Origin of the sequence: Pseudomonas anguilliseptica, assembly GCF_021375795.1 — a bacterium.
Taxonomy (GTDB): Bacteria; Pseudomonadota; Gammaproteobacteria; order Pseudomonadales; family Pseudomonadaceae; genus Aquipseudomonas; species Aquipseudomonas anguilliseptica_A.
Map to the genome: position 1 here is coordinate 166,459 of NZ_JAEIOI010000002.1, position 24,139 is coordinate 190,597.

General features: G+C 60.5%; 24 protein-coding genes. 11 read left to right on the forward strand and 13 right to left on the reverse strand.

What is annotated here, in order from left to right:
- Window positions 1–2 precede the first annotated feature (2 nt).
- Complete coding sequence (locus tag IOD17_RS08600; RefSeq protein ID WP_233684686.1) at window positions 3–452, forward strand: YkvA family protein; 450 nt, start codon at window positions 3–5, stop codon at window positions 450–452.
- Window positions 453–468: 16 nt separating this feature from the next.
- Here the strand turns inward: IOD17_RS08600 and IOD17_RS08605 are convergent, their stop codons facing one another.
- The gene (locus tag IOD17_RS08605; protein ID WP_233684687.1) at window positions 469–1,191 is read right to left on the reverse strand and encodes a substrate-binding periplasmic protein; all 723 of its coding nucleotides are present in this window, start codon (window positions 1,189–1,191) and stop codon (window positions 469–471) included.
- Between the two features lie 132 nt (window positions 1,192–1,323).
- On the opposite strand from IOD17_RS08605, the gene IOD17_RS08610 reads away from it, so the two are divergent.
- Genes IOD17_RS08610 through IOD17_RS08620 form a run of 3 tightly spaced genes read left to right on the forward strand, consistent with a single transcriptional unit; the run spans window position 1,324 to window position 2,473 of the window.
- Complete coding sequence (locus IOD17_RS08610; protein WP_233684688.1) at window positions 1,324–1,644, forward strand: helix-turn-helix domain-containing protein; 321 nt, start codon at window positions 1,324–1,326, stop codon at window positions 1,642–1,644.
- Window positions 1,641–2,006, forward strand: a complete 366-nt coding sequence (locus IOD17_RS08615) for a hypothetical protein (RefSeq protein ID WP_233684689.1) — start codon at window positions 1,641–1,643, stop codon at window positions 2,004–2,006. Before IOD17_RS08610 ends, IOD17_RS08615 begins: the two co-directional genes overlap by 4 nt.
- Window positions 2,006–2,473 (forward strand): sel1 repeat family protein, encoded by a 468-nt coding sequence (locus IOD17_RS08620; protein ID WP_233684690.1) that lies wholly within the window; start codon window positions 2,006–2,008, stop codon window positions 2,471–2,473. The genes IOD17_RS08615 and IOD17_RS08620 overlap by 1 nt, the downstream gene beginning before the upstream one ends.
- A gap of 15 nt (window positions 2,474–2,488) precedes the next feature.
- Here the strand turns inward: IOD17_RS08620 and IOD17_RS08625 are convergent, their stop codons facing one another.
- Both IOD17_RS08625 and IOD17_RS08630 read right to left on the reverse strand, forming a co-directional pair.
- Window positions 2,489–4,249 carry a bifunctional diguanylate cyclase/phosphodiesterase gene (locus tag IOD17_RS08625; protein ID WP_233684691.1) on the reverse strand — a complete coding sequence of 587 codons (1,761 nt, stop codon included), beginning with the start codon at window positions 4,247–4,249 and terminating at the stop codon, window positions 2,489–2,491.
- Window positions 4,250–4,343: 94 nt separating this feature from the next.
- On the reverse strand, window positions 4,344–6,425 hold the full coding sequence (locus tag IOD17_RS08630; RefSeq protein ID WP_233684692.1) for a carboxy terminal-processing peptidase: 2,082 nt from the start codon (window positions 6,423–6,425) through the stop codon (window positions 4,344–4,346).
- Window positions 6,426–6,819: 394 nt separating this feature from the next.
- Between IOD17_RS08630 and IOD17_RS08635 the strand changes: the two genes are divergently transcribed.
- From IOD17_RS08635 to IOD17_RS08650, 4 genes are all read left to right on the forward strand, one after another.
- Window positions 6,820–7,785: an NAD(P)H-quinone oxidoreductase gene (locus IOD17_RS08635; protein ID WP_233684693.1), complete on the forward strand. Its 966-nt coding sequence runs from the start codon at window positions 6,820–6,822 to the stop codon at window positions 7,783–7,785.
- A gap of 116 nt (window positions 7,786–7,901) precedes the next feature.
- Window positions 7,902–8,465 carry an alkyl hydroperoxide reductase subunit C gene (gene ahpC, locus IOD17_RS08640; protein WP_021700808.1) on the forward strand — a complete coding sequence of 188 codons (564 nt, stop codon included), beginning with the start codon at window positions 7,902–7,904 and terminating at the stop codon, window positions 8,463–8,465.
- A 248-nt stretch (window positions 8,466–8,713) separates the two neighbouring features.
- Window positions 8,714–10,267, forward strand: a complete 1,554-nt coding sequence (gene ahpF / locus IOD17_RS08645; protein ID WP_233684694.1) for an alkyl hydroperoxide reductase subunit F — start codon at window positions 8,714–8,716, stop codon at window positions 10,265–10,267.
- A 240-nt stretch (window positions 10,268–10,507) separates the two neighbouring features.
- Entirely contained in the window at window positions 10,508–11,302 is a 795-nt protein-coding gene (locus tag IOD17_RS08650) for an SDR family NAD(P)-dependent oxidoreductase (protein ID WP_233684695.1), read from the forward strand.
- 69 nt (window positions 11,303–11,371) lie between these two features.
- Here IOD17_RS08650 and IOD17_RS08655 read toward each other — a convergent pair whose 3' ends face one another.
- The 3 genes from IOD17_RS08655 to IOD17_RS08665 all read right to left on the reverse strand — a co-directional run bounded on the left by IOD17_RS08655 (window position 11,372) and on the right by IOD17_RS08665 (window position 13,750).
- Window positions 11,372–11,929 (reverse strand): TetR/AcrR family transcriptional regulator, encoded by a 558-nt coding sequence (locus tag IOD17_RS08655; RefSeq protein WP_233684696.1) that lies wholly within the window; start codon window positions 11,927–11,929, stop codon window positions 11,372–11,374.
- A 107-nt stretch (window positions 11,930–12,036) separates the two neighbouring features.
- Window positions 12,037–13,167, reverse strand: a complete 1,131-nt coding sequence (locus IOD17_RS08660; RefSeq protein ID WP_233684697.1) for a thiolase family protein — start codon at window positions 13,165–13,167, stop codon at window positions 12,037–12,039.
- A 43-nt stretch (window positions 13,168–13,210) separates the two neighbouring features.
- Window positions 13,211–13,750 carry a PaaI family thioesterase gene (locus IOD17_RS08665; RefSeq protein WP_233684698.1) on the reverse strand — a complete coding sequence of 180 codons (540 nt, stop codon included), beginning with the start codon at window positions 13,748–13,750 and terminating at the stop codon, window positions 13,211–13,213.
- A gap of 115 nt (window positions 13,751–13,865) precedes the next feature.
- Between IOD17_RS08665 and IOD17_RS08670 the strand changes: the two genes are divergently transcribed.
- Both IOD17_RS08670 and lpdA read left to right on the forward strand, forming a co-directional pair.
- Window positions 13,866–15,074, forward strand: coding sequence for an MFS transporter (locus IOD17_RS08670; RefSeq protein ID WP_233684699.1), 1,209 nt, complete (start codon window positions 13,866–13,868; stop codon window positions 15,072–15,074).
- Between the two features lie 15 nt (window positions 15,075–15,089).
- On the forward strand, window positions 15,090–16,490 hold the full coding sequence (gene lpdA, locus IOD17_RS08675; RefSeq protein WP_233684700.1) for a dihydrolipoyl dehydrogenase: 1,401 nt from the start codon (window positions 15,090–15,092) through the stop codon (window positions 16,488–16,490).
- An 18-nt stretch (window positions 16,491–16,508) separates the two neighbouring features.
- Here lpdA and IOD17_RS08680 read toward each other — a convergent pair whose 3' ends face one another.
- From IOD17_RS08680 to IOD17_RS08705, 6 genes are read right to left on the reverse strand one after another with little or no spacing between them, the layout of a single operon-like run.
- Window positions 16,509–17,162 carry an HAD family hydrolase gene (locus IOD17_RS08680; RefSeq protein WP_233684701.1) on the reverse strand — a complete coding sequence of 218 codons (654 nt, stop codon included), beginning with the start codon at window positions 17,160–17,162 and terminating at the stop codon, window positions 16,509–16,511.
- Window positions 17,162–18,151: an ABC transporter ATP-binding protein gene (locus IOD17_RS08685; RefSeq protein ID WP_233684702.1), complete on the reverse strand. Its 990-nt coding sequence runs from the start codon at window positions 18,149–18,151 to the stop codon at window positions 17,162–17,164. The genes IOD17_RS08680 and IOD17_RS08685 overlap by 1 nt, the downstream gene beginning before the upstream one ends.
- On the reverse strand, window positions 18,148–18,945 hold the full coding sequence (locus IOD17_RS08690) for an ABC transporter permease (RefSeq protein ID WP_233684703.1): 798 nt from the start codon (window positions 18,943–18,945) through the stop codon (window positions 18,148–18,150). Before IOD17_RS08690 ends, IOD17_RS08685 begins: the two co-directional genes overlap by 4 nt.
- Window positions 18,932–19,777, reverse strand: a complete 846-nt coding sequence (locus IOD17_RS08695) for an ABC transporter permease (RefSeq protein ID WP_233684704.1) — start codon at window positions 19,775–19,777, stop codon at window positions 18,932–18,934. Before IOD17_RS08695 ends, IOD17_RS08690 begins: the two co-directional genes overlap by 14 nt.
- Window positions 19,774–20,580 carry an alkaline phosphatase family protein gene (locus IOD17_RS08700; protein ID WP_233684705.1) on the reverse strand — a complete coding sequence of 269 codons (807 nt, stop codon included), beginning with the start codon at window positions 20,578–20,580 and terminating at the stop codon, window positions 19,774–19,776. Before IOD17_RS08700 ends, IOD17_RS08695 begins: the two co-directional genes overlap by 4 nt.
- Before the next feature lie 58 nt (window positions 20,581–20,638).
- Window positions 20,639–21,697 (reverse strand): ABC transporter substrate-binding protein, encoded by a 1,059-nt coding sequence (locus tag IOD17_RS08705; RefSeq protein WP_233684706.1) that lies wholly within the window; start codon window positions 21,695–21,697, stop codon window positions 20,639–20,641.
- A gap of 345 nt (window positions 21,698–22,042) precedes the next feature.
- Here IOD17_RS08705 and IOD17_RS08710 point away from each other — a divergent pair, with 345 nt between their 5' ends.
- Window positions 22,043–22,759, forward strand: coding sequence for a UTRA domain-containing protein (locus tag IOD17_RS08710; protein ID WP_233684707.1), 717 nt, complete (start codon window positions 22,043–22,045; stop codon window positions 22,757–22,759).
- 71 nt (window positions 22,760–22,830) lie between these two features.
- On the opposite strand, the gene IOD17_RS08715 is transcribed toward IOD17_RS08710, so the two are convergent.
- Complete coding sequence (locus IOD17_RS08715) at window positions 22,831–24,120, reverse strand: M18 family aminopeptidase (RefSeq protein WP_233684708.1); 1,290 nt, start codon at window positions 24,118–24,120, stop codon at window positions 22,831–22,833.
- Between the last annotated feature and the right edge of the window lie 19 nt (window positions 24,121–24,139).

Genomic DNA, 24,139 nt, shown 5'->3' on the forward strand with positions numbered 1-24,139 from the left:
CAATGAAAAATCTTGCGCGTTACCAGCGTTTGGCAAAGCGTTTCCTCAAAGCCGGACGGTTACCGGCGCTGTTGTTTTCGGTCGCCCGCAAGCGTGAAAAACTGGGTGAGAGATTCAGTGATCTGGCGGCTCAGCTCAAGTTGTTGCAGGCACTCTGTCTGGCTTGGTGGCGCGGGGAATACCGAGCCATTGATACCCAGGCGTTACTGGCGGTGATGGCGGCTCTGCTTTACTTCGTCACGCCGATTGATGGCATACCGGATTGGCTGTTTGGCATTGGCCTGGTCGATGACTTGGCCGTACTGGCTTGGGTGATGCGTACCTGGCGCAATGAACTGGCAGCTTTTGAGCAATGGCGCGCGGCTCAAGCTCCTGAGGTGCTGGGCGTGTTGGAGCGGTTGCCGGACAGCGAACAGCAGCTGATCGAGCAGCAGGGGCGCCTGTCGCAATGAGCGTTACGAACCTGCTTTAGGTGGCGTTGAGCCACTGCTCGATAATGCCTTGGTCGCGCAATTGCAGCAGGGTCTTGTCCAGCTGCTCGGCACTGACAGGCAGTTTGGGGCTGTAGGTGCAGTGCATGCCATAGCGCTCGATGACCCAGGGGTTGAGCCTTAGCGCAGTAGCGGCTTGTTTATGCAGAGCGAGGTTCAGTGGTCGGCGCATGTCGATAATGGCATCCAGGCGCTGCTTGCTCAGCAGGTTGAGTCCGGCACTGTGATCGCGCAGGTCCTGGCGAATGATCTGCTGCTTGGCGAATGCCTCCATCAGTGCCGCGTTATACACGTAGCCAAGTTGCGTGCCGACGGTTTTGCCATATAGCTGGCTCAGGCTGCTGATGGGGGCTTGCTGATCGTGCAGCAACAACACATCTTCTTCGCTGTAGAGCGCGGCAGACCAGTGATAGCGCTCCGGTCTGTCTATCCATTGTGGGTTGCTGTTACAGATCACATGGATGCGGCCGCGTTGCATGTACTCATCAATGCGTTTATTCGGGGTTTCCACAAATTCTGCGTTGTAGCCAAGCGTCTGGCTGGCCAGTTGGCCAAGCTGATAAATGACGCCGCCGCGCAGTTGCTGGTCTTTGACTTCGACATAGGGCAGGCCGTCAGCGCTGGCAAAACCCCAGCGTAATTCCTCGGCATGGGTCGTCAGGCTGTAGGCAGCAACTAGTATTGTTATCAATGTGCGCAAAGCTAGCCCCCAGGTGCGGCTTGATAACCTGGCGGCAGTATAGATCACGCCCTTTGCCGTGCCGGCTGTTAAGATGGCCGCCTGTTCTGGAGTTGCGAGAGTGATGGAAGTGCTCTGCATGGAGATTTACAGATGAATGTGCAAGTGATCGAGCGTGATGGCGAGCCGGAGTATGCGGTGCTGCCATGGGCGCAGTATCAAGCCCTGTTACAGGCGGCCGGACACGCTCCCGACACTGCGGTTGCCGAAGCGCAGGGCGATACCCCGGCACTCAGCCAACTCACGCGTCTGCGTGAGGCCAAGGGTCTGACAGCGGAGCAGCTGGCGCGCCAGGTCGGAATCAGCCCGCACTATATGGCCATGATCGAGAGCGGTGAGCGTCAGCCAGATGCTGCGATTCAGCGTGCACTGGCCTGGCACCTAGGAGTGGCTGGCTGGGAGTCGCAGCTTTGAGCGTGCGTATCAGTCGGCAGCATTGGCAGGCGCTATTGGATGAGCTTGAGGATGCCCAACGACAGCGCCACCTGCTGACCTATCGTGCGCTGATCGAGCGTCTGGCCTTACCCAGCCCGGCGATGCAGACCCTGGCCGCTGCTCTTGAGCACTTGGCCGCATTGGATGCGCGTGCCGAACGCCCCCTGCGCAGTGCGCTGGTGATCAGCCAGGGCGCCAGTCGCCTGCCTCGCACGGGCTTCTTTGAATGCGTCAATCGCCTGGGACGCTTTAGCGGTGCATCCGATGGTATTGCTGCGGCTTCCTGGCATGCGGCTGAGGTGGCCCGGGTGTTCGAATTCAGCTACCCGGAAGATGCCTGATGCTGATCACCCTGCGAGCTCGTCTGGGTTATGTGCTGGCCCGTCGGTTGTTCCACTGGCCATGGTTGGTCAAACAGCCCAGGGCCTGGCGCTGGATGGAAGGGCAGTTTGCGCGTCTGGCCAACCTGGGGCATCGCCCGGCACAAAGCTTTTATGGGCATATTCTGCTGTTTCGTGGACAGGGGCTGGCTGCGCGCAATGAGGGCCGGCGTCTGCTGGCGCTGGCTGCCAAGGCTGGTGATGCCAAAGCCGCCTACCAGCTTGGCGTACTGAGCCTGGCTGGCGATACCCAGCATGCAGCAGATGTACAGCAAGCCATTGACTGGTGGACCCGGGCGGCCAATGCCGGACACCCCGCAGCGGCGTACCGACTGGCTGAACTGTACCGCGCTGGCGCTCCAGGCATCCCGGTTGATCTGGCCTTGGCTGAGCACTTTGCGGCGCTGTCCGTTGCCGCTCACGACTAGTTTTGCGGGGCCGCTTTAGGCAGCCGTATCGCTGGCGGTGTCGATGATGTGCAGGCTGTAACCAGGTACCGCCTTGGCATGCCGCTTGGCCTCCGAGGCCATGGCGGCAAGTTGACTGGCATCCAGCTGTGCACACTGCTCGGGGTGCACATGCACCACCCCCAGCGACAGCGAGAGCAGGGCGTATTCCTGGCGCTTGCCGCTGCGGTCATGGGCGACAAAACAGCCGGCGTGCAGGTCTTCTTCTCTGTAGAACCTTCGGCATTGGCTCTGGAAGTCTTCCAGCAGGCGATTGAGCCGTGCGCGCCAGTCTGGCGAGCCGAGGGCCAGGAGAAAGTCATCGCCACCGATATGCCCGACAAAATCCCGCGTCGGATCAATCCGATCGTTCAGGCATTGCGCCAGGCTCAAGAGCACTTCGTCGCCCTTGGCATAGCCGTAGATGTCATTGAACGGCTTGAAATTGTCGATATCCACATAGCACACCACGGCTTCACGGCCCTGCTGCAAAAGTCGGGTCAGGCACTGCTGAATCGGTACGTTACCTGGTAACAAGGTCAGTGGATTGGCATAGCGGGCCTGTTGGATTTTCAGTTCGGTGATCAGCTTGAGCACGTCGATCACCCGACCCAGGCCAATGTAACGTCCGCCTTCAATGATGATGAAATCTTCTTCGATGCGCTGACGGGCGCGGCTGGTGAGCAAGCGGCTGACCTGTTGCAGCGACTGGCTGACTTCCACGGCCAGGTAGTCATCACTCATCAGGCGGCTGATAGGCTTGCGGGCGAACAGTTCGTTGGCAAAGGGCTTGAGCAAGGCTTCGGCCAGTGAGTGGCGATGCACGATGCCGACCGGTTGCAGGGTTTCGTCGAGAATGGCCAGTGAGTTCAGGTTGGCCTGGGTGCGAAACATTTCCAGCACTTCAGTAGTGGGCGTGCCGGTGGCTACTGCGCGTTGCGGGTTGAGCAGGCCGCGCAGGTCGCTGGTATCTTCACTCAGCGGACTGCTGGTTGTGGTGTTGGGTAGCAGGTTGAGGGCGTCGCGCGGTGGCACCTCTTGCGGCCGGCAGAGCAGGTAGCCTTGCAGCAGGTCGACGCCCATTTCTGCCAGTACGGCGAGTTCTTCGGGCAGTTCGATGCCTTCGGCAATCACTTGCGCGCGCGAGGCCTTGGCCATCTTCAGAATGGAGCCGACGAATTCGCGCTTGACCGCATCCTGATGGATGCCATCGATAAAGTGGCGGTCGATTTTCACGTAGTCCGGGCGCAACTCTGACCACAGGCGCAGGCTGGAATATCCCGCACCAAGGTCGTCCAGGGCGATAGAGAATCCCATCGCGCGGTAGTGGTGCAGAGCCGTATCAAGCAGGGCGAAGTCGTCGGTAGGCGATTGTTCAGTTAGCTCAATCACTACTTGGCTGGGCGGAATGCCCAGCGACTGCAAGAGTTGCAGCGTACGGCCCGGCTGGTGTTTGGGTTGCATCAGCGAGTCTGGCGAGACGTTGAGGAACAGCTTGCCCTCAAGCTGGAGTTGGCTGAAACGCTGGCAGGCTTTCTGGCGGCACAAGAGCTCCAGTTCGCTCAGGCGGCCGGCGCTGCGGGCCACGGCAAACAGATTGATCGGCGAATGCAGAGCGCTATTGGACGGGCCACGGCTTAGGGCTTCATAGCCGAGAATACGCCGCTCGGAGAGCGAAAAGATCGGCTGAAACAGGCTATGCAGATCGCTGTTGGCGAGGATGTTGTCCAGCGCACTGAACTGCTCGGTGGCAATCATGTTGGATCTCGATAGGCATAAAAAACGGGGACTGGTTGATGACCAGTCCCCGCATTTCACGACAATTTGATGACCCTTTGATGACGCTCGCTGTTTACTGCTTGGCCAGACGTGTATTCAGACCCAGGTAGTCGAGCAGAATGCGTCCGCTTTCGGCGAGGTAGGCATCGTCTTCCGGTTTGGTTTTGTCGTCTTCCACCGGCAGCGCATCTTCGTCTTCTTCCTTGATCTTGTTCAGCAGGGCTTCGCCCTTGGCCTGACGGCGGCTGTTTTCGATGGCCAGTTGCTGGGCTTCGATATCGGCCTGTTGGGCGCGACGTTTGTTTTCATTGAGGCTGACGGTGTTTTCTTCCATCAGCTTCTGCGCCAGTTGCAGGCGTTCGCGGGCGAAGGTGAAGTCCGGATTCTGTGCGGTGCGGCTTTCAAAGCGGCTCTGCAGTTTTGCCAGGAACGGCTTGATCGGGTCCAGCTCCGGTTTGATTGCTGGTTTGATGCTGTCCCATGGCAGGGCCTCGGGCAGGGCGCTTTCGCCGATTTCCTTGGTGTCCATGACGTCTGGGTACTGAATATCCGGAATCACGCCCTGATGCTGGGTGCTCTGCCCGGAGACGCGGTAAAACTTGGCCAGAGTCAGCTTCAGCTCACCATGGTTGAGCGGCTGGATGGTTTGTACGGTGCCTTTGCCGAAGGTCTGACCGCCGAGGATCAGCGCGCGGTGGTAGTCCTGCATGGCGCCGGCAAAAATCTCCGAAGCCGAGGCTGACAGGCGATTGACCAGCACGGCCAGCGGGCCTTTGTAGTAGATACCGGTGTTCTCATCGGCCAGTACATCGACACGGCCATCGCTGTTGCGCACCAGTACGGTCGGGCCCTGGTCGATAAACAGGCCGGTCAGTTCGGTTGCTTCCTGCAGCGAGCCGCCACCGTTGTTACGCAGGTCGATGACCACGCCATCGACGTTTTCCTTCTCCAACTCGGTGAGCAGGCGTTTGACGTCACGGGTGGTGCTTTTGTAGTTCGGATCGCCGGCACGGAAGGCTTTGAAATCCAGGTAGAAGGCCGGAATCTCGATGACCCCGAGCTTGTAGTCGCGATTGTCGTGCTTGAGGTTGAGGATGGATTTCTTCGCTGCCTGTTCTTCCAGCTTGACCGCTTCACGGGTGATGGACACCACCTTGCTGGTCTGATCATTCGGCGCGTTGCTGGCGGGGATCACTTCCAGGCGTACTTGCGAGCCTTTCGGGCCACGGATCAGCTTGACCACTTCATCCAGGCGCCAGCCGATCACGTCGACCATTTCCTTGCTGCCCTGTGCCACACCGATGATCTTGTCGGCAGGGGCGATCTGCTTGCTCTTTTCCGCCGGGCCTGCCGGCACCAGGCGCACGACCTTGACGTGTTCGTTGTCGCTTTGCAGCACGGCACCAATACCTTCGAGCGACAGGCTCATATTGATGTCGAAGTTTTCCGCGTTGTCCGGCGACAGGTAGGTGGTGTGTGGGTCGTAGGACATGGCAAAGGCGTTGATATAGGCCTGGAACACGTCTTCGCCGCGGGTCTGCTTGAGGCGCGCGAGCTGGTTGTTGTAGCGCTTGGTGAGCAGCTCCTGAATCGCCTTGGGCTCTTTGCCGGCGATTTTCAGGCGCAGTACCTCGTCTTTAACGCGCTTGCGCCACAGGTCATCGAGTTCGGCAAGGTCCTTGACCCAGGGGGCGTTCTCACGGTCGATCAGCAATGTCTCGTCACTGTTGAGGTCAATCTTGTCGACGCCTTGTTCGAGCATGTTCAGGGTGAACTGCAAACGGCTCTGCAGGCGTTCGAGGTGGCGTTTGTAGATGGCAAAGCCCGGTTGCAGGTCGCCATTTTTCAACAGGTCGTCAAAACGCGTGCGCCATTTATCGAACTCGGCAATATCGGAGGCGATGAAGTAGCTGCGCGAAGGGTCGAGCATCTTCAGGTAGCCCTGATAGATCTTTTCCGAGCGTTCGTCATTCAGCGGTGGTTTGTTGTAGTGGTGGCGCTTCAACAACTCCACGACGTTGAGGCTGGCGATGACTTGCTCGCGGTCAGGCTGCAGGTATTCCCAGGACGCGTCACTGGTGGTTTTTGCCGCGAGCGGTAGGGCGCTCAGGGCAAACGAAAAGGCGAGGGTGACGCTGAGTAGGGATCGCTTCATGCTGATTCGACGTGTGGGCAGTTGATAACGCATATTAGGGTCTGTTCCCGTTTCGTTCGCGGCCGCGCCGGAGCCTGTTTTAGCGCGAGGCAAGGCACGAGACACGAAGTTTGGTTGTTCCAAATGAGTGTCGAGAAACGCAGTATCGCGCTAAAACAAGCCCGTCCCTACGGGTTGCGCGAAAAATTTCGCCATGCGGTGTTGGAGGACTTGGCAAGGGAACACCATTACCTGCGTCCTCCGCCTAGCCTGGCGAAATTTTTCGCAGCAACGCGGCTCGCGACGAAACGGGAACAGACCCTAGGCCATCTTTAAGGGCGCCAGGTTCCATCGGCGCAATGCAAAAGCCCGGCGGTTAGCGCCTGGCTCGGTTCAAATGCACTATGGAGGCAGCGTGAAGGCATTGCAAGGCGTTGAAGGCCGTGTGGAGTGGGCGCAATACCTCGCGCCGGCCTGTGATGTAGGGGAAATTCGCATCCGTGTGGCCGCCGCCGGACTGAATCGGGCCGATCTGTTGCAGCGAGCGGGGCTTTATCCGCCGCCGCCAGGCGCCAGTGAGGTGCTTGGGCTCGAGTGCGCCGGTATTGTCAGTGAGGTTGGGGCGGGCTGCGACTGGAAAGTGGGTGATCGTGTTTGCGCGTTGTTGAGCGGTGGAGGCATGGCCGAGGAGGTGGTGGTCGATGCCCGGCACGCCTTGCCAGTGCCCGAAGGCATGACGCTGGTTGAAGCCGCCGCTTTGCCCGAGGTGTACGCCACGGCCTGGCTCAATCTGTTCCAACTGGCGGCGCTGAAGCCCGGACAGAGAGTGTTGCTGCATGCCGGTGCCAGTGGTGTGGGGTCGGCCGCCATTCAATTGTGCAAAGCCTTTGGCAGCCCGTGCTGGGTCAGCGTTGGTTCTGCTGAACGGTTGGCCTACTGCGAAAGCCTGGGCGCTCAGGGCGGCGTGCTGCGTGGCGAGGAACAGCTGCAGGCGCTGCGTGACTTTGCGCCGTTCGATGTGATTCTCGACCCTGTTGGGGGCAACTATGCGGCGCTCAATCTGGAATTGCTGGCCCAGGATGGCCGCTGGGTGAACATCGGTTTGCTCGGCGGACGCAAGGCCGAGTTGGACCTGGCGTTGCTGCTGGGTAAGCGCGTGCAGCTGATCGGCTCGACCCTGCGCAACCGTGATGCGCTGTTCAAAGCGCAGCTGCTACAGGATTTACAGCAATACGTCTGGCCGCTGTTTGCCGAAGGGCGTCTAAAACCGCAACTTGAGCGCAGTTTTGCCGTCAAAGAGGCCGAGTTGGCTTTTGCCGAACTGGCGGGCAATGGCGTCAATGGCAAGCTGGTGTTGGTAATTGATCCGACCTTGGCATAAGGCTATGGGTCGATTGGCTTACTCAATCAGAATCATGGCGGCAATCAATAAGCTTTTTTCGAATAAGGGGCTAGAATGCGCCCTGTAAATTTCCTAACCCTCAGAAGGAATCAGAGATGTCCCTCATCAACACCCAAGTTCAACCTTTTTCGGCTAACGCGTTCCACAACGGTGAGTTCATCCAGGTCACCGAGCAGAGCCTGAAAGGCAAGTGGTCCGTGCTGATCTTCATGCCGGCTGCCTTCACCTTCAACTGCCCGACCGAAATCGAAGACGCCGCCAACAACTACGCCGAGTTCCAGAAGGCCGGTGCCGAGGTGTACATCGTCACCACCGACACCCACTTCTCCCACAAGGTATGGCACGAAACCTCCCCGGCCGTGGGCAAGGCCCAGTTCCCGCTGATCGGTGACCCGACCCACCAGCTGACCCGCGCTTTCGGCGTGCACATCGAGGAAGAAGGCCTGGCCCTGCGTGGCACCTTCGTGATCAACCCGGAAGGCGTGATCAAGACCCTGGAAATCCACTCCAACGAAATCGCTCGCGACGTCTCCGAGACCCTGCGCAAGCTGAAGGCAGCCCAGTACACCGCCGCCAACCCGGGTCAGGTTTGCCCGGCCAAGTGGAAAGAAGGCGAGAAGACCCTGGCTCCCTCCCTGGACCTGGTCGGCAAGATCTAAAAATGGGCGTAGCGCTGCTGCGCTAGGCATTGCTGCGTTGAACTGAGGTTCGGGCTGCTCATTTACAGCTCGTAAACTGCGCGCCCTCGTCTCAGTTCGCCTTGCACTGCCTTCGCTCGCGACGCGCTCCGTCCCATTTTCCGCCTCAAGAAGTCCCACAGGACTTCCTAAGGTGCCCGAACGCCCGGGCGCGATCCGTCCGGGCGTTTGTTTGTCCGAAATTTGCTATTCGCCAGAGGAATCCCGTCATGTTGGACGCCAATCTGCAAACCCAGTTGAAGGCCTACCTCGAGAAGGTCACCCAGCCGTTCGAGATCGTCGCCAGCCTCGATGACGGCGAGAAGTCTCAGGAGCTGCTCGGACTGCTCAACGACATCGTCGGCCTGACCGACAAGATCACCCTCAAGACCGATGGCAACGACGCCCGTCGTCCGTCGTTCTCGCTCAACCGCCCGGGTGCGGATATCGGCGTTACCTTCGCCGGCATCCCCATGGGTCACGAATTCACCTCGCTGGTACTGGCCCTGCTGCAGGTCGGCGGCCACCCGTCCAAGCTGGACGCGGAAACCATCGAGCAGATCAAGAGCATCGAAGGCCGTTTCGAGTTCGAAACCTACTTCTCGCTGAGCTGCCAGAATTGCCCCGACGTGGTCCAGGCACTGAACCTGATGGCCGTGCTCAACCCCAACATCCGCAACGTGTCCATCGACGGTGCGCTGTTCCAGGAAGAAGTCGAGCGTCGCCAGATCATGGCCGTGCCGAGCATCTACCTGAACGGTGAAGTGTTCGCCTCGGGTCGCATGGAGGTGAAGGAAATCCTCGCCAAGATCGACACCCAGGCCGGCAACCGCGACGCCGAGAAGATGAACGCCAAGGACGCCTTCGACGTACTGGTAGTCGGTGGTGGCCCGGCCGGCGCAGCAGCGGCCATCTACGCCGCGCGTAAAGGCATCCGCACCGGCGTGGCAGCCGAGCGCTTCGGCGGCCAGGTGCTGGATACCATGTCCATCGAGAACTTTATTTCCGTGAAGGAAACCGAAGGGCCAAAACTGGTGCGCGCCCTCGAAGAACACGTCAAGGAATACGAAGTCGACGTGATGAACCTGCAGCGTGCTTCGGCTCTTGTGCCGGCCAGCAGCGAAGGCGGCCTGCACGAGGTGAAGTTCGAAAACGGCGCTTCGCTCAAGGCCAAGACCGTGATTCTCTCCACCGGCGCACGCTGGCGCGAGATGGGCGTGCCTGGTGAGCAGGAATACAAGGCCAAGGGCGTGTGCTTCTGCCCGCACTGCGACGGCCCGCTGTTCAAGGGCAAGCGTGTCGCGGTGATCGGCGGCGGTAACTCCGGGGTCGAAGCGGCCATCGACCTGGCCGGCCTGGTGGCTCACGTGACCCTGCTGGAGTTCGCTGACACCTTGCGTGCCGACGCCGTGCTGCAGAAGAAGCTCTACAGCCTGCCGAATGTGACTGTGATCAAGAGCGCACAGACCACCGAGGTCAAGGGCGACGGTCAGAAGGTCAACGGCCTGGTGTACAAAGATCGCACCACCGAGGAGCTGCACACCGTCGAGCTGGAAGGCATCTTCGTGCAGATCGGTCTGCTGCCCAACAGCGATTGGCTCAAAGGCACTGTGGAACTGAGCCGTTTCGGTGAAATCATCGTCGATGCCAAGGGTGCGACTAATATCCCAGGCGTGTTCGCGGCAGGTGACGTGACCACCGTGCCGTACAAGCAGATTGTGATTGCTGTAGGCGAGGGCGCCAAAGCTTCCCTGAGTGCTTTCGATCATCTGATCCGCAGCTAAAGCTAGGCGCGCTACGTCGCATAAAGGCGGACAACCTTCACCGGTTGTCCGCTTTTTTTTGCGCTGCGATCAGGTGCTTGGCGGTTCTTTTCAGGTTTTTTACGTCTCAGGCGTTTGCGGCATAGCTGTCGATAGTTTTTATTATGAGCAACATATAATATTTATATTATGTATGTAATATGAATTGGCGCACTATACCTCCAGACAACCTCACTACCCCGTACACCCAGGAGACGCAGCATGAGCACGCATAACGATAAAGGCACTGCATTGATCACCGGCGCTTCATCAGGCATTGGCGCCACCTACGCCGAGCGCCTGGCACAGCGCGGTTACGACCTGCTATTGGTTGCCCGCGATCTGCCGCGCCTGCAGGCCCTGTCGGCGCGTTTGACCGAGCAGTACGGGGTAAAGGTTGAAACGCTGAAGGCCGACCTGACCGACAAGGCTGATCTGCACGCTGTTACTCAGCGCCTGCGTACCGACAAGGCCATCAGCACGCTGGTCAATAACGCTGGTATGGCCATGAACGGCCAACTGGCCGAGGCCGATCTCGACACCGTTGATCGGATGATTCTGCTCAATGTCGTCTCCCTCACCCACCTGTCCAGCGCAGCGGCAGCAAACTTCACGGCTGCTGGACGTGGAGCAATCATCAACATCGCGTCGGTGGTGGCCCTGGCGCCGGAAATGTTCAATGCCGTGTACAGCGCCACCAAGGCCTACGTGCTGAGCCTGAGTCAGACGCTCAATGGTGAGCTCAAGGACAAGGGTTTGCAGGTTCAGGCGGTATTGCCCGGGATCACCCGTACCGAGATCTGGGAACGCAGCGGCATGGATGACTCGGCGCTGCCGCCTAGCATGATCATGGAGGTGGGGGAGATGGTGGACGCGGCACTGGCAGGGTTTGATCAGGGTGAGCTGGTGACCATTCCATCGCTGCCCGATGCCGCCGACTGGCAGGCCTTCACCGCCGCCCGTGGCAAGCTTGGGCCGAATCTCTCTCACAGCAGCGCGGCTGCACGTTACAAGTAAATCTGAGCATTAAGCCAAGCCCCGACTGGCAACAGGCGGGGCTTTTACGTTTGCAGGTGTGCGGGAATGTCAGGCTGTGTTCGGGCTGGTGTTCTGCTCGATCAACAGGCAGCGGGTGGTTTTCAGCAGGCGGTCGGACAGTTCCGGGTCGCTGACGCTGCGTGACAGCAGCAGGGCACCGACCATGGCGCTGAGAATCAACACGCTCTGTTCATCGGCCTGTTCGCCGTGCAGGCCTGCTTCGATGGTACTCAGACGGTCGCGAATCAGTTCATCAGTGGTCGTGCTGGGGGCGCCGCGCTGGCCCAGTTCGGCGGAAATGGTCGGCAGCGGGCAGCCTTCGCCCGGATTGGCACGGTGTGCAGAGGACAGATAGCCCTTGATCAGACCCGCCAATGACAGTTCGCTGCTGGCGGCGGCCAGTTGTTCGGCGCTGTGGCGCAGGGCGGTTTCCACCAGTTCGTCTTTCGACTTGAAGTGGGCGTAAAAGCCGCCATGGGTCAGGCCCAGGGTCTTCATCAACGGTTGCAGGCCGGTTGCACCAACGCCATCGCGGCGGAACAGGCGTGCGGCTTCTTCGATGATGCGCTGGTGGGTCTGGGCTTTATGGTCTTCGGAGTAACGCATGGAGTACCTGGCCGCTGATATTTCAGATGTTGGCTGCCATCTTACCCGCTTCGTCTGGCTGTTTCAGCGCCCGGCGCAGTGACGCGCCGGACGGGGGCAGCACAGGATCAGACGGCTTCCAGCAGAGTGGCAACGCCCTGGCCGCCGGCAATGCATTGGGTGGCAATTGCATAGCGACCGCCCGTGCGCTGCAGCAGGCTGGCGGCCTTGCCGGTAATCCGCGCCCCGGTCGCCCCCAGTGGGTGACCGAGGGCCAGGGCACCGCCGTCGAGGTTGACCTTGGCCATGTCCAGCCCCAGCTCGCGCACGCAGGCCAGTGACTGGCTGGCGAAGGCTTCGTTGATTTCCACCAGATCGATGTCCTCGATACGCAAACCGGCGCGCTGCAGCACCTTGCGTGTCGCCACCACCGGGCCCATGCCCATGATTTCCGGTGCGCAACCACCTACGGCCACCGCCTTGATGCGCGCAAAGATATTCAGGCGGTGGCGGCGGGCAAAGTGTTCACTGCACACCAGCACGGCGGCGCTGCCGTCGGTAAGTGGTGACGCCGTGCCCGCAGTCACGCTGCCGCCAAAGGCCGGCTTGAGTTGGGCCAGAGCCTCGAGGTGAGTGCCAGGGCGGATGCAGCCATCGGCTTCGACCAGGCCTTCTGGCGTGCTGATGGCGACGAGTTCATCGCGAAACAGGCCGCTCTCACGGGCCGCAGTGGCTTTGGCGTGTGACTCGACGGCCATGGCGTCCTGATCACTGCGACTGACGTTGAAACGCTTGGCCACTTCCTCTGCCGTGTGCCCCATGCTCATGTAAACCTGCGCAAAGTTCTCGAGCAGGGTGGGGTTGGGGGAAATATTGAAACCACCCATGGGTACGCGCGTCATCGATTCGACTCCCGCACAGATAAAGGCCTCGCCTGCGCCGAGCATGATCTGCCCAGCCGCGAAATGCACGGCAGTCATTGACGAGCCACAGAAGCGGTTGACTGTTGCCCCACCGAGGGTTTCCGGGAACCCGGCGCGGAAGCTGGCAATGCGGGCGATATTCATGCCCTGTTCGGCTTCCGGGTAGGCGCAGCCCATGATCACGTCTTCGATCTCTGCTGGATCGAGGTCGAGCTTGTCCACCAAACCGCGCAGCGTCTGGGCGGCGAGGTCGTCCGGGCGGAGGTTGATCAGGGAGCCTTTCTTGGCGAAGTGAAATGGCGAGCGAGCAAAACCGGCGATGACGATGGATGACATGGTGGAGTTCCTCATGGTGATTAACGCGATGGCAAAGCCGGGCTCAGCCGGGCATGTTGAGAATCAGGCAGGTGGTTGAGCCCACGGCATACAGGCGGTCGTCGACGTCATAGATACGCCCCTCGGCCAGTGCGGTGGTGCGGCCGAGATGGACGATGCGCCCCTCGGCGCGAACCGGGCCGATTTTCTTGCTCAGGGCCCGGATATAGCTGATGCGCAGGTCGGTGGTGGTGTAACCCTGGCCGCGTTGCAGCTGGGTGTGGATGGCGCAACCCATGCAGGAGTCGAGCAGGGTGGCGGCGTAACCACCGTGTACGCTGCCCAGGGGGTTGTAGTGACGTTCATCGGGCGTGCCCTGGAAGAGAAAACGACCGGGTGACCACTCCAGTGGGATGAAATCCAGCAGGTGACCGATGGGCGGCGAGGGCAGTTCGCCGCGGCCGATACCGTCAAAGAACTCCTGCGGTAACAGTTCGCTGACCTGCGCCAGGCTCATGCTGCCGGGTGCACCAAGGCTGGCGCGCATGGCCTGTTCGGCGGCGAGCCATTCGGCCAGTTTTTCTTCGCGTGATGGGATGCTCATGGGGGCCTCTGCTTGGGTTTACGTTTTATATTTCGAGTGTAATTTTATTGTTTACATTACGACCGAAATATTAATAAATGGCAAGCCACTGCCGCTGAAAATTAAGGGACACGCCATGCACGCCCATCCACTACCGTCGCGCCGCCTGTTGTTGATGCTGGTGGCGTTGACGGCTCTCGGCGAAATCTCCACGCAACTGATCATTCCAAGCCTTGGCGCTATCGAGCTGATCATGGCCGCACAACCGGGTAGCAGCCTGCTGGCGTTATCGGCTTTCGTCGCGGCTTTTGGCTTGGGCCAGTTATGGCTTGGCCCCTTGTCGGACCGAATCGGCCGGCGTCCGGTGCTGATTGCCGGGTTGCTGGTCTACCTGCTGGCGACCCTGTGGATGCTGCTGGCCGGCAGCATGAGTGAATTTATCGCTGCCCGCGTGTTGCAGGGCATTGGTGCCTGTACGGCGCTGGTGTTGGCGCGGGCCATCGTGCGCGATGTGTGGCAGGCCCAGGCTGGGCCTGCATTGGCGCTGACGGTGATCGGTATGCTCTGCGCCATCGTCCTTTCACCCATGCTCGGTGGTGTGCTGACGCTGTATGGCGGCTGGCGCGTACCGATTGCCCTGGCGCTGCTGATCGGCGTCGGCATTGTTTGCGCAGTGTTGGGCTTGTACCGCGAAAGCAATCCGCAGCTTGACCCGCAGGCGGGGCAGCTCAGCCGCTTGGCCGGCAACTATGCCGATCTGCTGCGCGCCGCTTCGTTCCGCGCGCTGGCTCTGACGCTGGCCTGCACCTATGGCGCGATGTTCGCCGTGATCGCCGGCTCATCGGCCGTATACATCGGCCTGCTGGGGTTGAGCACGGCGCAATTTGGTATCACCTTCGCGGCAATTGTTTCGGCGCTGATTGCCGGCGCGCTGTTCACCCAGCGGCGCATTCTGCAATTGGGCCCGCAGAAGATCGTCGGCATAGGCGCGGCGCTGGTGGCGAGCGGCGCACTGGCCACCTTGGCGATCTATCTGCTGTTTGGTTTGTCGCTGCTCGGGCTGTCGATACCCCAGGTATTGGTTACCTTGGGTGGCGGCATGTTGCTGCCGGCATCGGTGGCTGGTGCGGTGATTCCCAATGCCCACCGCGCTGGGCTGGCCGCAGGCTTTATGGGCTTTGCGCAAATGGCCGGTGCTACCTGCAGCGGCGTCCTGCTCAGCCTGCTGGCGGATGGCTCGGCGTGGCCTATGGTGTTGCTGAACAGTTTATTTGCCATAGCGGCGTTCTGCGCCTTCCACCTGCTGCGCCCACGGCCGGCAGCGAACGCGGCGCTGGTTGGCTAACCCAGGAGCAATTCCATGAGCAACTATGACGTGCTGATCATCGGTGGCGGCCCCGGCGGCTACAACGCAGCCATCCGCGCCGGACAACTGGGCCTCAAGGTCGCCTGCATCGAGGGCCGCGAGACCCTCGGTGGTACTTGCCTGAATGTCGGCTGCATGCCGTCGAAGGCCTTGCTGCATGCCTCGGAGCTGTATGAAGCGGCGACCAGTGGCGAGCTGAATAACCTCGGTATCGAGGTCAAACCGACGCTCAATCTGGCGCAGATGATGAAGCAGAAGGATGAGAGCGTAACGGCCCTGACCAAGGGCATCGAGTTTCTGTTTCGCAAGAACAAGGTCGAGTGGATCAAGGGCTGGGGTCGCTTGAACGGGCCGGGCAAGGTCACGGTAACCCTCGCCGATGGCAGTGTGCGTGAGCTTACGGCCAAGGACATCGTGATCGCCACCGGCTCGGAGCCGACGCCACTGCCGGGAGTGACCATTGATAACCAGCGCATTCTCGATTCGACTGGCGCGCTGGCCTTGCCGCAAGTGCCCAAGCACCTGGTGGTGATCGGTGCCGGAGTGATCGGCCTGGAGCTGGGTTCGGTGTGGCGGCGTTTGGGCAGTGAAGTGACGGTGGTGGAGTATCTCGACCGCATTTGTCCAGGCCTGGACAACGAAACCGCGAAAACCCTGCAGCGCACCCTGAGCAAGCAGGGCATGAATTTCAAACTGGCGACCAAGGTCAGCGCCGCCAAGGCCACGGCCAAAGGGGTAACCCTTGACCTGCAGCCCGCTGCAGGTGGCGCTGTTGAGCCATTACAGGCGGACTATGTGCTGGTTGCGATTGGTCGCCGCCCCTATACCGCTGGCTTGGGCTTGGAAACCGTAGGCCTCGCCACCGACAAGCGCGGCATGCTGGAAAATCAGCAGCACCGCAGCAGCGTTCCGGGCATCTGGATTATCGGCGACGTGACCTCTGGGCCGATGCTCGCGCATAAGGCCGAAGATGAAGCCATCGCCTGTATCGAACGGATTGCCGGGCATGCCGCCGAGGTCAATTACCAGGCGATTCCCGGAGTGATCTACACCAAGCCGGAAGTTGCCACCGTGGGCAAGACCGAAGAGCAGTTGAAGGCTGAAGGGTGCGCTTACAAGGTCGGCAAGTTTCCCTTTACCGCCAACAGCCGGGCGAAGATCAACCACGAGGCCGAAGGCTTCGTCAAAGTGCTGGCCGATGAGCGCACCGACCAGATTCTCGGCGTGCATATCATCGGCCCCAGCGCCGGTGAGCTGATCGGCGAATACTGCGTGGCGCTGGAGTTCAGTGCCTCGGCTGAAGACATCGCGCTGATCTGCCATCCCCACCCGACGCGCTCGGAGGCGCTACGCCAGGCGGCGATGAATGTGCATGGCTGGGCCATGCAGGCCTGAATGAAGGTTAGTGCGGGTTCAGCGCCAGTTGAGGATTGGCCAGCCGGCCTGCTGCGCGTGCTGCAACAAGGTGGCGTCAGGGTTGACCACGTGGGGATTGGTGACCACCTGCAGCAGTGGCAGATCGTTGCGTGAGTCCGAGTAGAAGTAGGCCCCGTCAAGGGTTTCGCCCTGTTCCTGCAGCCACGCTTGCAGGCGAATGACTTTGCCTTCGCGGTAGGTCAGCACGCCCTGGGTGCGGCCGCTGTAGTGGCCGTGCTGCTGTTCCAGGTCGATGGCCAGTACTTCCTCGATCTTCAGGCGTTCTGCAATCGCACTGACCAGAAAATGCGCCGAAGCCGAGATCACCAGAATCCGGTCGCCAGCGGCTCGGTGTTGCGCCAGGCAGCGGGTTGCGTCGCTGTAGAAAATCGGCTCAATGACATCTTCCACAAAGGGTTCGACCACGTGGGCAACTTCCTCAGCCGTGCGCCCGACCAGGGGCGACAGGGTGAAGGCCATGTAGTCTTCCATGGCCAGGCTGCCGGCGGCGTACTGCTGCATTAGCACCTGTTCCTGGGCGATAAAGCTGTCCGCGTCGGCCCAGCCGAGCTTGACCATTTCCTGGCTCCACAGGCTGGCACAGTCGCCGCCGATCAGGGTTTCATCCAGGTCGAAAATTGCCAGGGCCATCAGGCCACCTCACAGATTGCGTTGTCTTCAATATTCAGGTTGATGCGTTGGCCGCTGGCCAGCAGGTCAGCGGGGGAGCGATTGAGCACGTCCACCAGCAGTTCGACGCCCCGCGCCTCGACGCGGTAACGGATCACGTTGCCGAGCAGGCGATGGCTGTGAATCTGCCCTTCGATTGCACCCTGTACCCCGATCTGGATGGCTTCCGGGCGGATCGCCACGCGGCTGTTGATCGGGCGTAGCAACAAGCGGCTGGCGGCGTCGGTATCCAGCAGGTTGTAGTTGCCGATAAATCCTGCCGCAAAGGCATCCACCGGCGCGCTGTAGAGGCTTTCTGCATTGCCGCTCTGGACGATCTTGCCGGCATTCATCAACACAATGCGGTCGCTCATGACCAGGGCTTCTTCCTGGTCGTGGGTGACGAAAATGGTGGTCAGGCCCAGCTCCTGCTGGATGCTGCGAATCTGTTCGCGCAGGTGTTTGCGAATCCGCGCATCCAGCGCCGACAGCGGCTCATCGAGCAGCAGCAGGCGCGGGCGAGTGACCAGGGAGCGGGCCAGGGCCACGCGCTGGCACTGGCCGCCGGAGAGCTGATGTGGGTAGCGTTCGGCGAAGTCGTTGAGTTCGACCAGTTCCAGCACCTGTTTGACCCGCTGTTCGGCTTCGCTGCCCTTGACCTTCTGCATGCGCAGGCCGAAGGCTACGTTCTGTGCCACGTTCATGTTGGGAAACAGCGCGTAGCTCTGGAACACCATGCCGATGCCGCGTTTTTGTGGCGTCAGCGGCACCAGATCCTGACCGTCAAGGATGATCTGGCCGCCATTCACCCCGGTTAACCCGGCAATGCAGCGCAGCAGGGTGGATTTACCGCAACCAGACGGGCCGAGCAGGGTGATGAACTCGCCCTTGCCGATTTCACAATCGATTTCGCTGAAGATGGGCGTACTGCCGTAGCTCTTATGTAGGCCGCGAATGCTCAGGTAACTCATGGTCTGTCCTTATTCAGGCGATTGGCTGCCCAGGTGAAGATCAGCACGAAGAAGAAGTAGGAGATCACCAGCGCGCTGTTGAAGTGGCCGCTGCTGTTTTTCATGTTGTTCAGGTAGACCTGCAGGGTTTCATAGCGGGTGCCGACCAGCAGGTTGGCGAACACGAACTCGCCGAACAGGAAGCTGAACGAGAGAAACAGCGAGACCATCAGGCCCTTGCGCAGGTTCGGCAGCACCACCAGGAAGGCCGCCTGCCAGGTACTGGCGCCGAGCAGCTGTGCGGCGTCCATCAGGTCGCGCAGGTTGATCGCTTGCAGGTTGTTGGTGATCGCCCGGTACATAAACGGCAGGGCCACGGTGAAGTAGCAACCAATCAGAATCCATGGCGTGCCGACCATGGCCAGCGGGCCGGAGCCATAGACCTGCAACAGGCCGACTGAGGACACCACCGGCGGAACGGCGAACGGCAGCAGAATCAGCACGTTCATCAGCCCGTCGAGTTTGGGGAAGTGGTAATGCACGACAAACAGCAGCGGCAGAATCAGCAGCACTGACAGCAACAGCGCAGCGAAGCACACCAGCAACGACTGGCCAAAGGCGGTGAGAAAGCGCGTATCGCTCCACAGCGCTACATACCACTTGAAGGTCAGCCCGGACGGCAGAATGGTCGCCGACCAGCTGGTGGACAGCGAGTAGATCAGGGTGCCGGCCAGCGGCAAGAGCAGGATCAGAAACAGCAGCCAGACCACCACGCGGTGATACAGGGCGGCTGGCTTGGCATCAGCGTGCGACATGGTAGCTCCTCTTCAGCAGCCACTGGTGCGCGGCCGTGATCACCACCATCAGGCCCACCAGCACCATCGCCAGAGCGCTGGCCATGTCTGGGTTGAGGCTGATATCACCGGCGACCATGGCGGCAATACGAATCGGCAGTACGTTGAAGTTGCCGGTGGTCAGCGCGTACACCGTGGCGTAGGCGCCCAGGGCGTTGGCCAGCAAGATGACGAAGGTGCCAAGCAACGCCGGGGTCAGTACCGGAATGCCGATATGTCGCCAGAAGTCCCAGGTGCCGGCGCCGAGCAGGGCAGCGGACTCGCGCCAGTCCTCCCGTAGAGCGTCGAAGGCCGGGTACAGCAACAGCACGCCAAGGGGAATCTGGAAGTAGGTGTACAGCACGATCAAGCCGGTTTTGGAGTACAGGTTGAAATCTTCGATGATCCCGGCTTGCTTGAGCAGCAGGGTCAACGCGCCGTTGAAGCCGAGGATGATGATGAAGGCAAAGGCCAGCGGCACCCCGGCGAAGTTGCTGGTCATGTTGGAGAAGGCCATGACGAAGTCGCGCAGCTTCGAGTCAACCTGGCGCAGCGAGTAGCTGCCGAGCACGGCAATCACGATGCCGAACAGGCTCGACCAGAAGGCGATCTGCAGGCTGTGCTTGATTGCCTGCAAGTAGAACTTGGAGCTGAAGATCTTCTCGTAGTTGCCCAGGCCCCAGCTGTCACCAACGCTCAGGCTGTGCACCGCCACCCACACCAGTGGGGCGATCTGGAAGGCGATAAAAAATACCGCGAAGGGCAGCAGGCACAGCAGGGCCAGCCACTTGCCGCGGGGGTTACTTGCCGTCACTTGAGCAGCTCCTTGCACCAGGGTTTGTCATGGGCCGCGCCGAGCAGGGTGCAGATAGTGCCGCACAGCTCGGTTTGGCGTGGTTGCGCGCTGCCATCCAGGTTGAACGCGTTGCCGACGACGAACAGTGGCACTTCGCGCTCTTCCGGCAGCAGGCCGTTGTGCGAGTGGTCGTTGTTCATGCCGTGGTCAGCCGTCACCAGCACCTGATAGCCAGCATCCAGCCAGCGTTGCAGGTACTCGGCCAACAACAGGTCGGCGTGTCTGGCGCTGTTGCGGTATTGCGGCGAATCCAGACCGTGTTTGTGGCCGGCGTCGTCGATGTTCATCGGGTGTACCAGGAGGAAATTCGGCCGGTGCTGCACACGCAGGTGCTCGGCATCGGCAAACAGGTGCGAGTCCGGGTAGTGGTCGGCGTAATAGAAATGGCCCTGCTGAATCGGCAGGTCAGGGTCACTGGTATGGCGGTCGCGGGCGGCATCGAAGGGCGCGCGGTTATACAGCTCGCTGATCCAGTGATAGGCCGCCGCCGCGGTAGACAGACCGGCAGCACGGGCATAGTGGAAGATGCTGCGCTCCTTCGACAGACGCACCACATCGTTGTGCACGATGCCACTGTCGATCGGCGCCACGCCGGTCATGATGCATTCATAGAGTGGGCGCGACAGCGAAGGCAGTTCGCATTCGAGCTTGTACAGCGCGGCGCGGCCAGCGCCGCAGTAGGCCTGCAGATGGCCCAGCGCATGGCGGGCCACCTCGTAATTCAGTCCATCCAGTACCACCAGGATGACGTTGTGTTTCATCGAGCGATTTCCTTGAGCAAAAACACAGCCCGGCGAGCGCCGGGCCGTGGGTCAGCAGTTACTGCATTTCGATGATCACATGTTCCTGCCACAGCTGTGGCAGTGCTTTGGCGGTGGCTTCCCAGGCCGCCGGGTTTTTGATCGGCTGGACCTTGGCGTACTGCTCATTCGGCAGCAGTTTGGCCTGTACCTCGGCTGGCAGAGTCAGGTGCTCGGCACGAATCGGCCGGGCATTGCCCTTGGCCAGGTTGATCTGCCCGGCATCGCTCAAGATGTACTCACGCGCCAGTTTGGCGGCGTTGGGGTGCTTGGCATACTTGTTGATGATGGTGCTGTAGCCGGAGATCACCGAACCGTCGGACGGGATCAGCACTTCAAAGCGATCGGGGTCGATCTGGCCACGGTAGGACAGGCCATTAAAGTCCCAGACGATGCCCACTTCCACTTCGCCTTTTTCCAGGGTCTGGATGGTCGGATTGGACAGGCCCAGACGGCCCTGTTTGGCGATTTCAGCGAAGAAATCCAGGCCCGGCTGAATGTTGCTCTCGTCGCCACCATTGGCGATGGAGGCTGCCAGTACACCGTTAACGGCCTGGGCGGCAGCGCTGACATCACCGATGGCGACCTTGTATTTGCCCTGTTTCAGATCAGCCCAGGAGCGTGGCACGTCCTTGACCAGCTGTTTGTTGACGATAAAAGCGATGGAGCCGGTGTAGGCGAGCATCCAGTGGCCATCGGCATCCTTGGCCCAGCTCGGGATCTGTTCCCAGGTGCTCGGTTTGTAGGCTTGGGTAACACCCTGCTGCACAGCGATGGGGCCGAAGGCGGCACCGACGTCGCCGATGTCGGCGGTAGCGTTGTCTTTCTCGGCGGCGAATTTGGCGATTTCCTGGGCCGAGCTCATGTCGGTGTCCATGTGCTTGAGGCCGTAGAGTTTGTTCAGGTCAGCCCAGGTATCTTTCCAGTTGGCCCAGCTGTCAGGCATGCCCACACTGTTTACCGCGCCTTCTGCGCGTGCGGCTTGTTCCAGTGCTTTCAAGTCCGTCCCGGCCGCCATAGCGGAAGTCGCCAGGGCGATGGCAGAGCCCATCAGTGAAGCCAGCAGCAGTTGTTTCATTGGAAACTCCTTTGCGAGTGATATGCGTGCGAAGTTAAGCATCTGGTCTAGATCAGCAAGACTTGCGCCACTTTAGGCTTGTGTAATGACAGTTTTATGTACATTCGTTATCAAATGGCCGCGTAGAGGCGTTGGCAACGGCTGATCAGCAAGCGTAGACCATCACTCGGGTGCCGATTAATTGCGGTATGGGCGGTGCGTTACCGATAAATGGATGGGCTGAAAGATTATTGTCATGGTCTGTTTATCAAGACTGCTTAAACTTGAAACATGCTTTTAAAACCGCTGCAGGCAGTGGTTATTGCCCCTGAATGGGGCTGGACTAGTCCAAATTCGGAGGTCTTGATGCGCGATGAAGCGCCGCGGGCAGTCACCGCTATATGCCGGGCATTGGAAGAACAGATCGAACACGGCCTGTTGCCATCGGGCAGCCAGTTGCCGGCCGAGCGCAAGCTCAGCGAAGTGTTCGACACCACGCGGATCACCCTGCGTGAAGCGCTGGGGCAATTGGAAGCGCAAGGGCTGATCTACCGTGAGGACCGCCGTGGCTGGTTTGTCTCACCGCCACGGGTGACCTATAACCCGTTGGTGCGCAGCCACTTCCATGCCATGGTCGGCGAGCAGGGTCGGGTGCCCGCCACCGAAGTGCTGAGTGCCAAGCAGATTCCCGCCAGTGCGGAAATCTGCCAGTTGTTGGCCTTGCCAGCGCTGTCCAGCGTGTACCAGATCCGGCGTGCGCGGCGAATCGACGGGCGTCTGGTGCTGTATGTCGAGCACTACCTCAACCCTAACTATTTCGCTGGTATTCTGGATTTCGACCTGACCCGTTCGCTGACCGAGCTGTATGCCAGTGAGTACGGCATTCATTACGGGCGAGTGCGTTTCGATATGGTACCCACGGCGTTGCACAGCGAAGCCGCTTCAGCCTTGAAAGTGGCGGTGGGGAGCCCCGCGCTGCGCATCGTGCGGATCAACCGCGACCAGCATGGCCGGCTGATCGACTGCGACCTGGAGTTCTGGCGCCACGATGCCCTGCATGTGAGCGTTGAGGTGCCGGAGTGATGGTAACTCTGTAGGGCGGAGGCGCTTTATCCAACCACCCTACGACGTCGCGAGCTTGTAAATAGAGGGCGTCAGGGCAGTTCAGCACTGGCGTAAAACGCCGTCAGCACTTTCACCAGATGCGCCAGGTCATGGCTGCCGGCCAGTTCGCGGATCGAGTGCATGGCGAAGGTCGGCAAGCCGATATCCACGGTGCGCACGCCCAACTGGCTGGCGGTGATCGGGCCGATGGTCGAGCCACAACCCATGTCGCTGCGGGTGACGAAGCTCTGCACCGGCACTTCGTTTTCCAGGCACAGGTGGCGGAAGAAACCGGCGGTTTCGCTATTGGTGGCGTAACGCTGGTTGCTGTTGATCTTGATGACCGGGCCGGCGTTGAGCTTGGGGCCATGGTTCTGGTCGTGCTTGTCGGCGTAGTTGGGGTGCACGCCGTGGGCGTTGTCCGCCGAGACCAGCAGCGAGCGCTGGATGGTCCGCACGAAGGCATCGCCGTCCGGCAGCACGCGGCGCAATACCTGTTCGAGCATCGGGCCGTCAGCGCCACAGGCCGAGCAGGAGCCGACTTCTTCATGGTCGGTACAGACCAGCACGCAGCTTTCCTCATCCGGTGCGGCGAGCAGCGCCTGCAACCCGGCGTAGCAGGACAGCAGATTGTCCAGCCGCGCACCGGCGATAAAGTCGCTGTTCAGGCCTATTACTGCCGCGCTCTGGGTGTCGTAGAAACTCAGCTCGTAGTCGAGCACCGCATCGGCGCTGAAGTCATGTTCACGGGCCAGTTGGTCGGTGATCAGCGCGCGGAAGTCTGCTGCTTCGCTACCCGCGAGTTGGGCGAGAATTGGCGGCAGTTCGTTCTGCGCATTGATCGCCCAGCCCTGGTTGGCTTCACGGTTGAGGTGAATAGCCAGGTTGGGGATTACCGCAATCGGGTTCTGGAAGTCGATCAACTGGCTTTCCACCTTGCCGTCGCGGCGGTAAGTGACACGCCCGGCCAGCGATAGGTCACGGTCAAACCAGGGCGCGAGCAGCGCGCCGCCGTACACCTCGACACCGAGCTGAAAGAAGCCCTGGCGTTGCAGCTCGGGTTGCGGTTTGACGCGCAGGCATGGGCTGTCGGTGTGTGCGCCGACCAGGCGGATGCCGCCTTCCAGAGGCGAGCGCTTACCCAGTTTGAAGGCGATTATCGAGGAGTCGTTGCGCGTCACGTAATAGCGGCCACCGGTCTCGGTGTGCCAACTGGCGCGCTCATCCAGGTGCTGAAAACCGGCCGCTTCAAGACGCAAAGCCAGGCTGGCGGTGGCATGGAAAGGGGTGGGCGAGGCCTTGAGGAATTCGATCAGGCCTTGATTCAAATCTTCGCGCATGGGGCACTCCGGGCGGCAA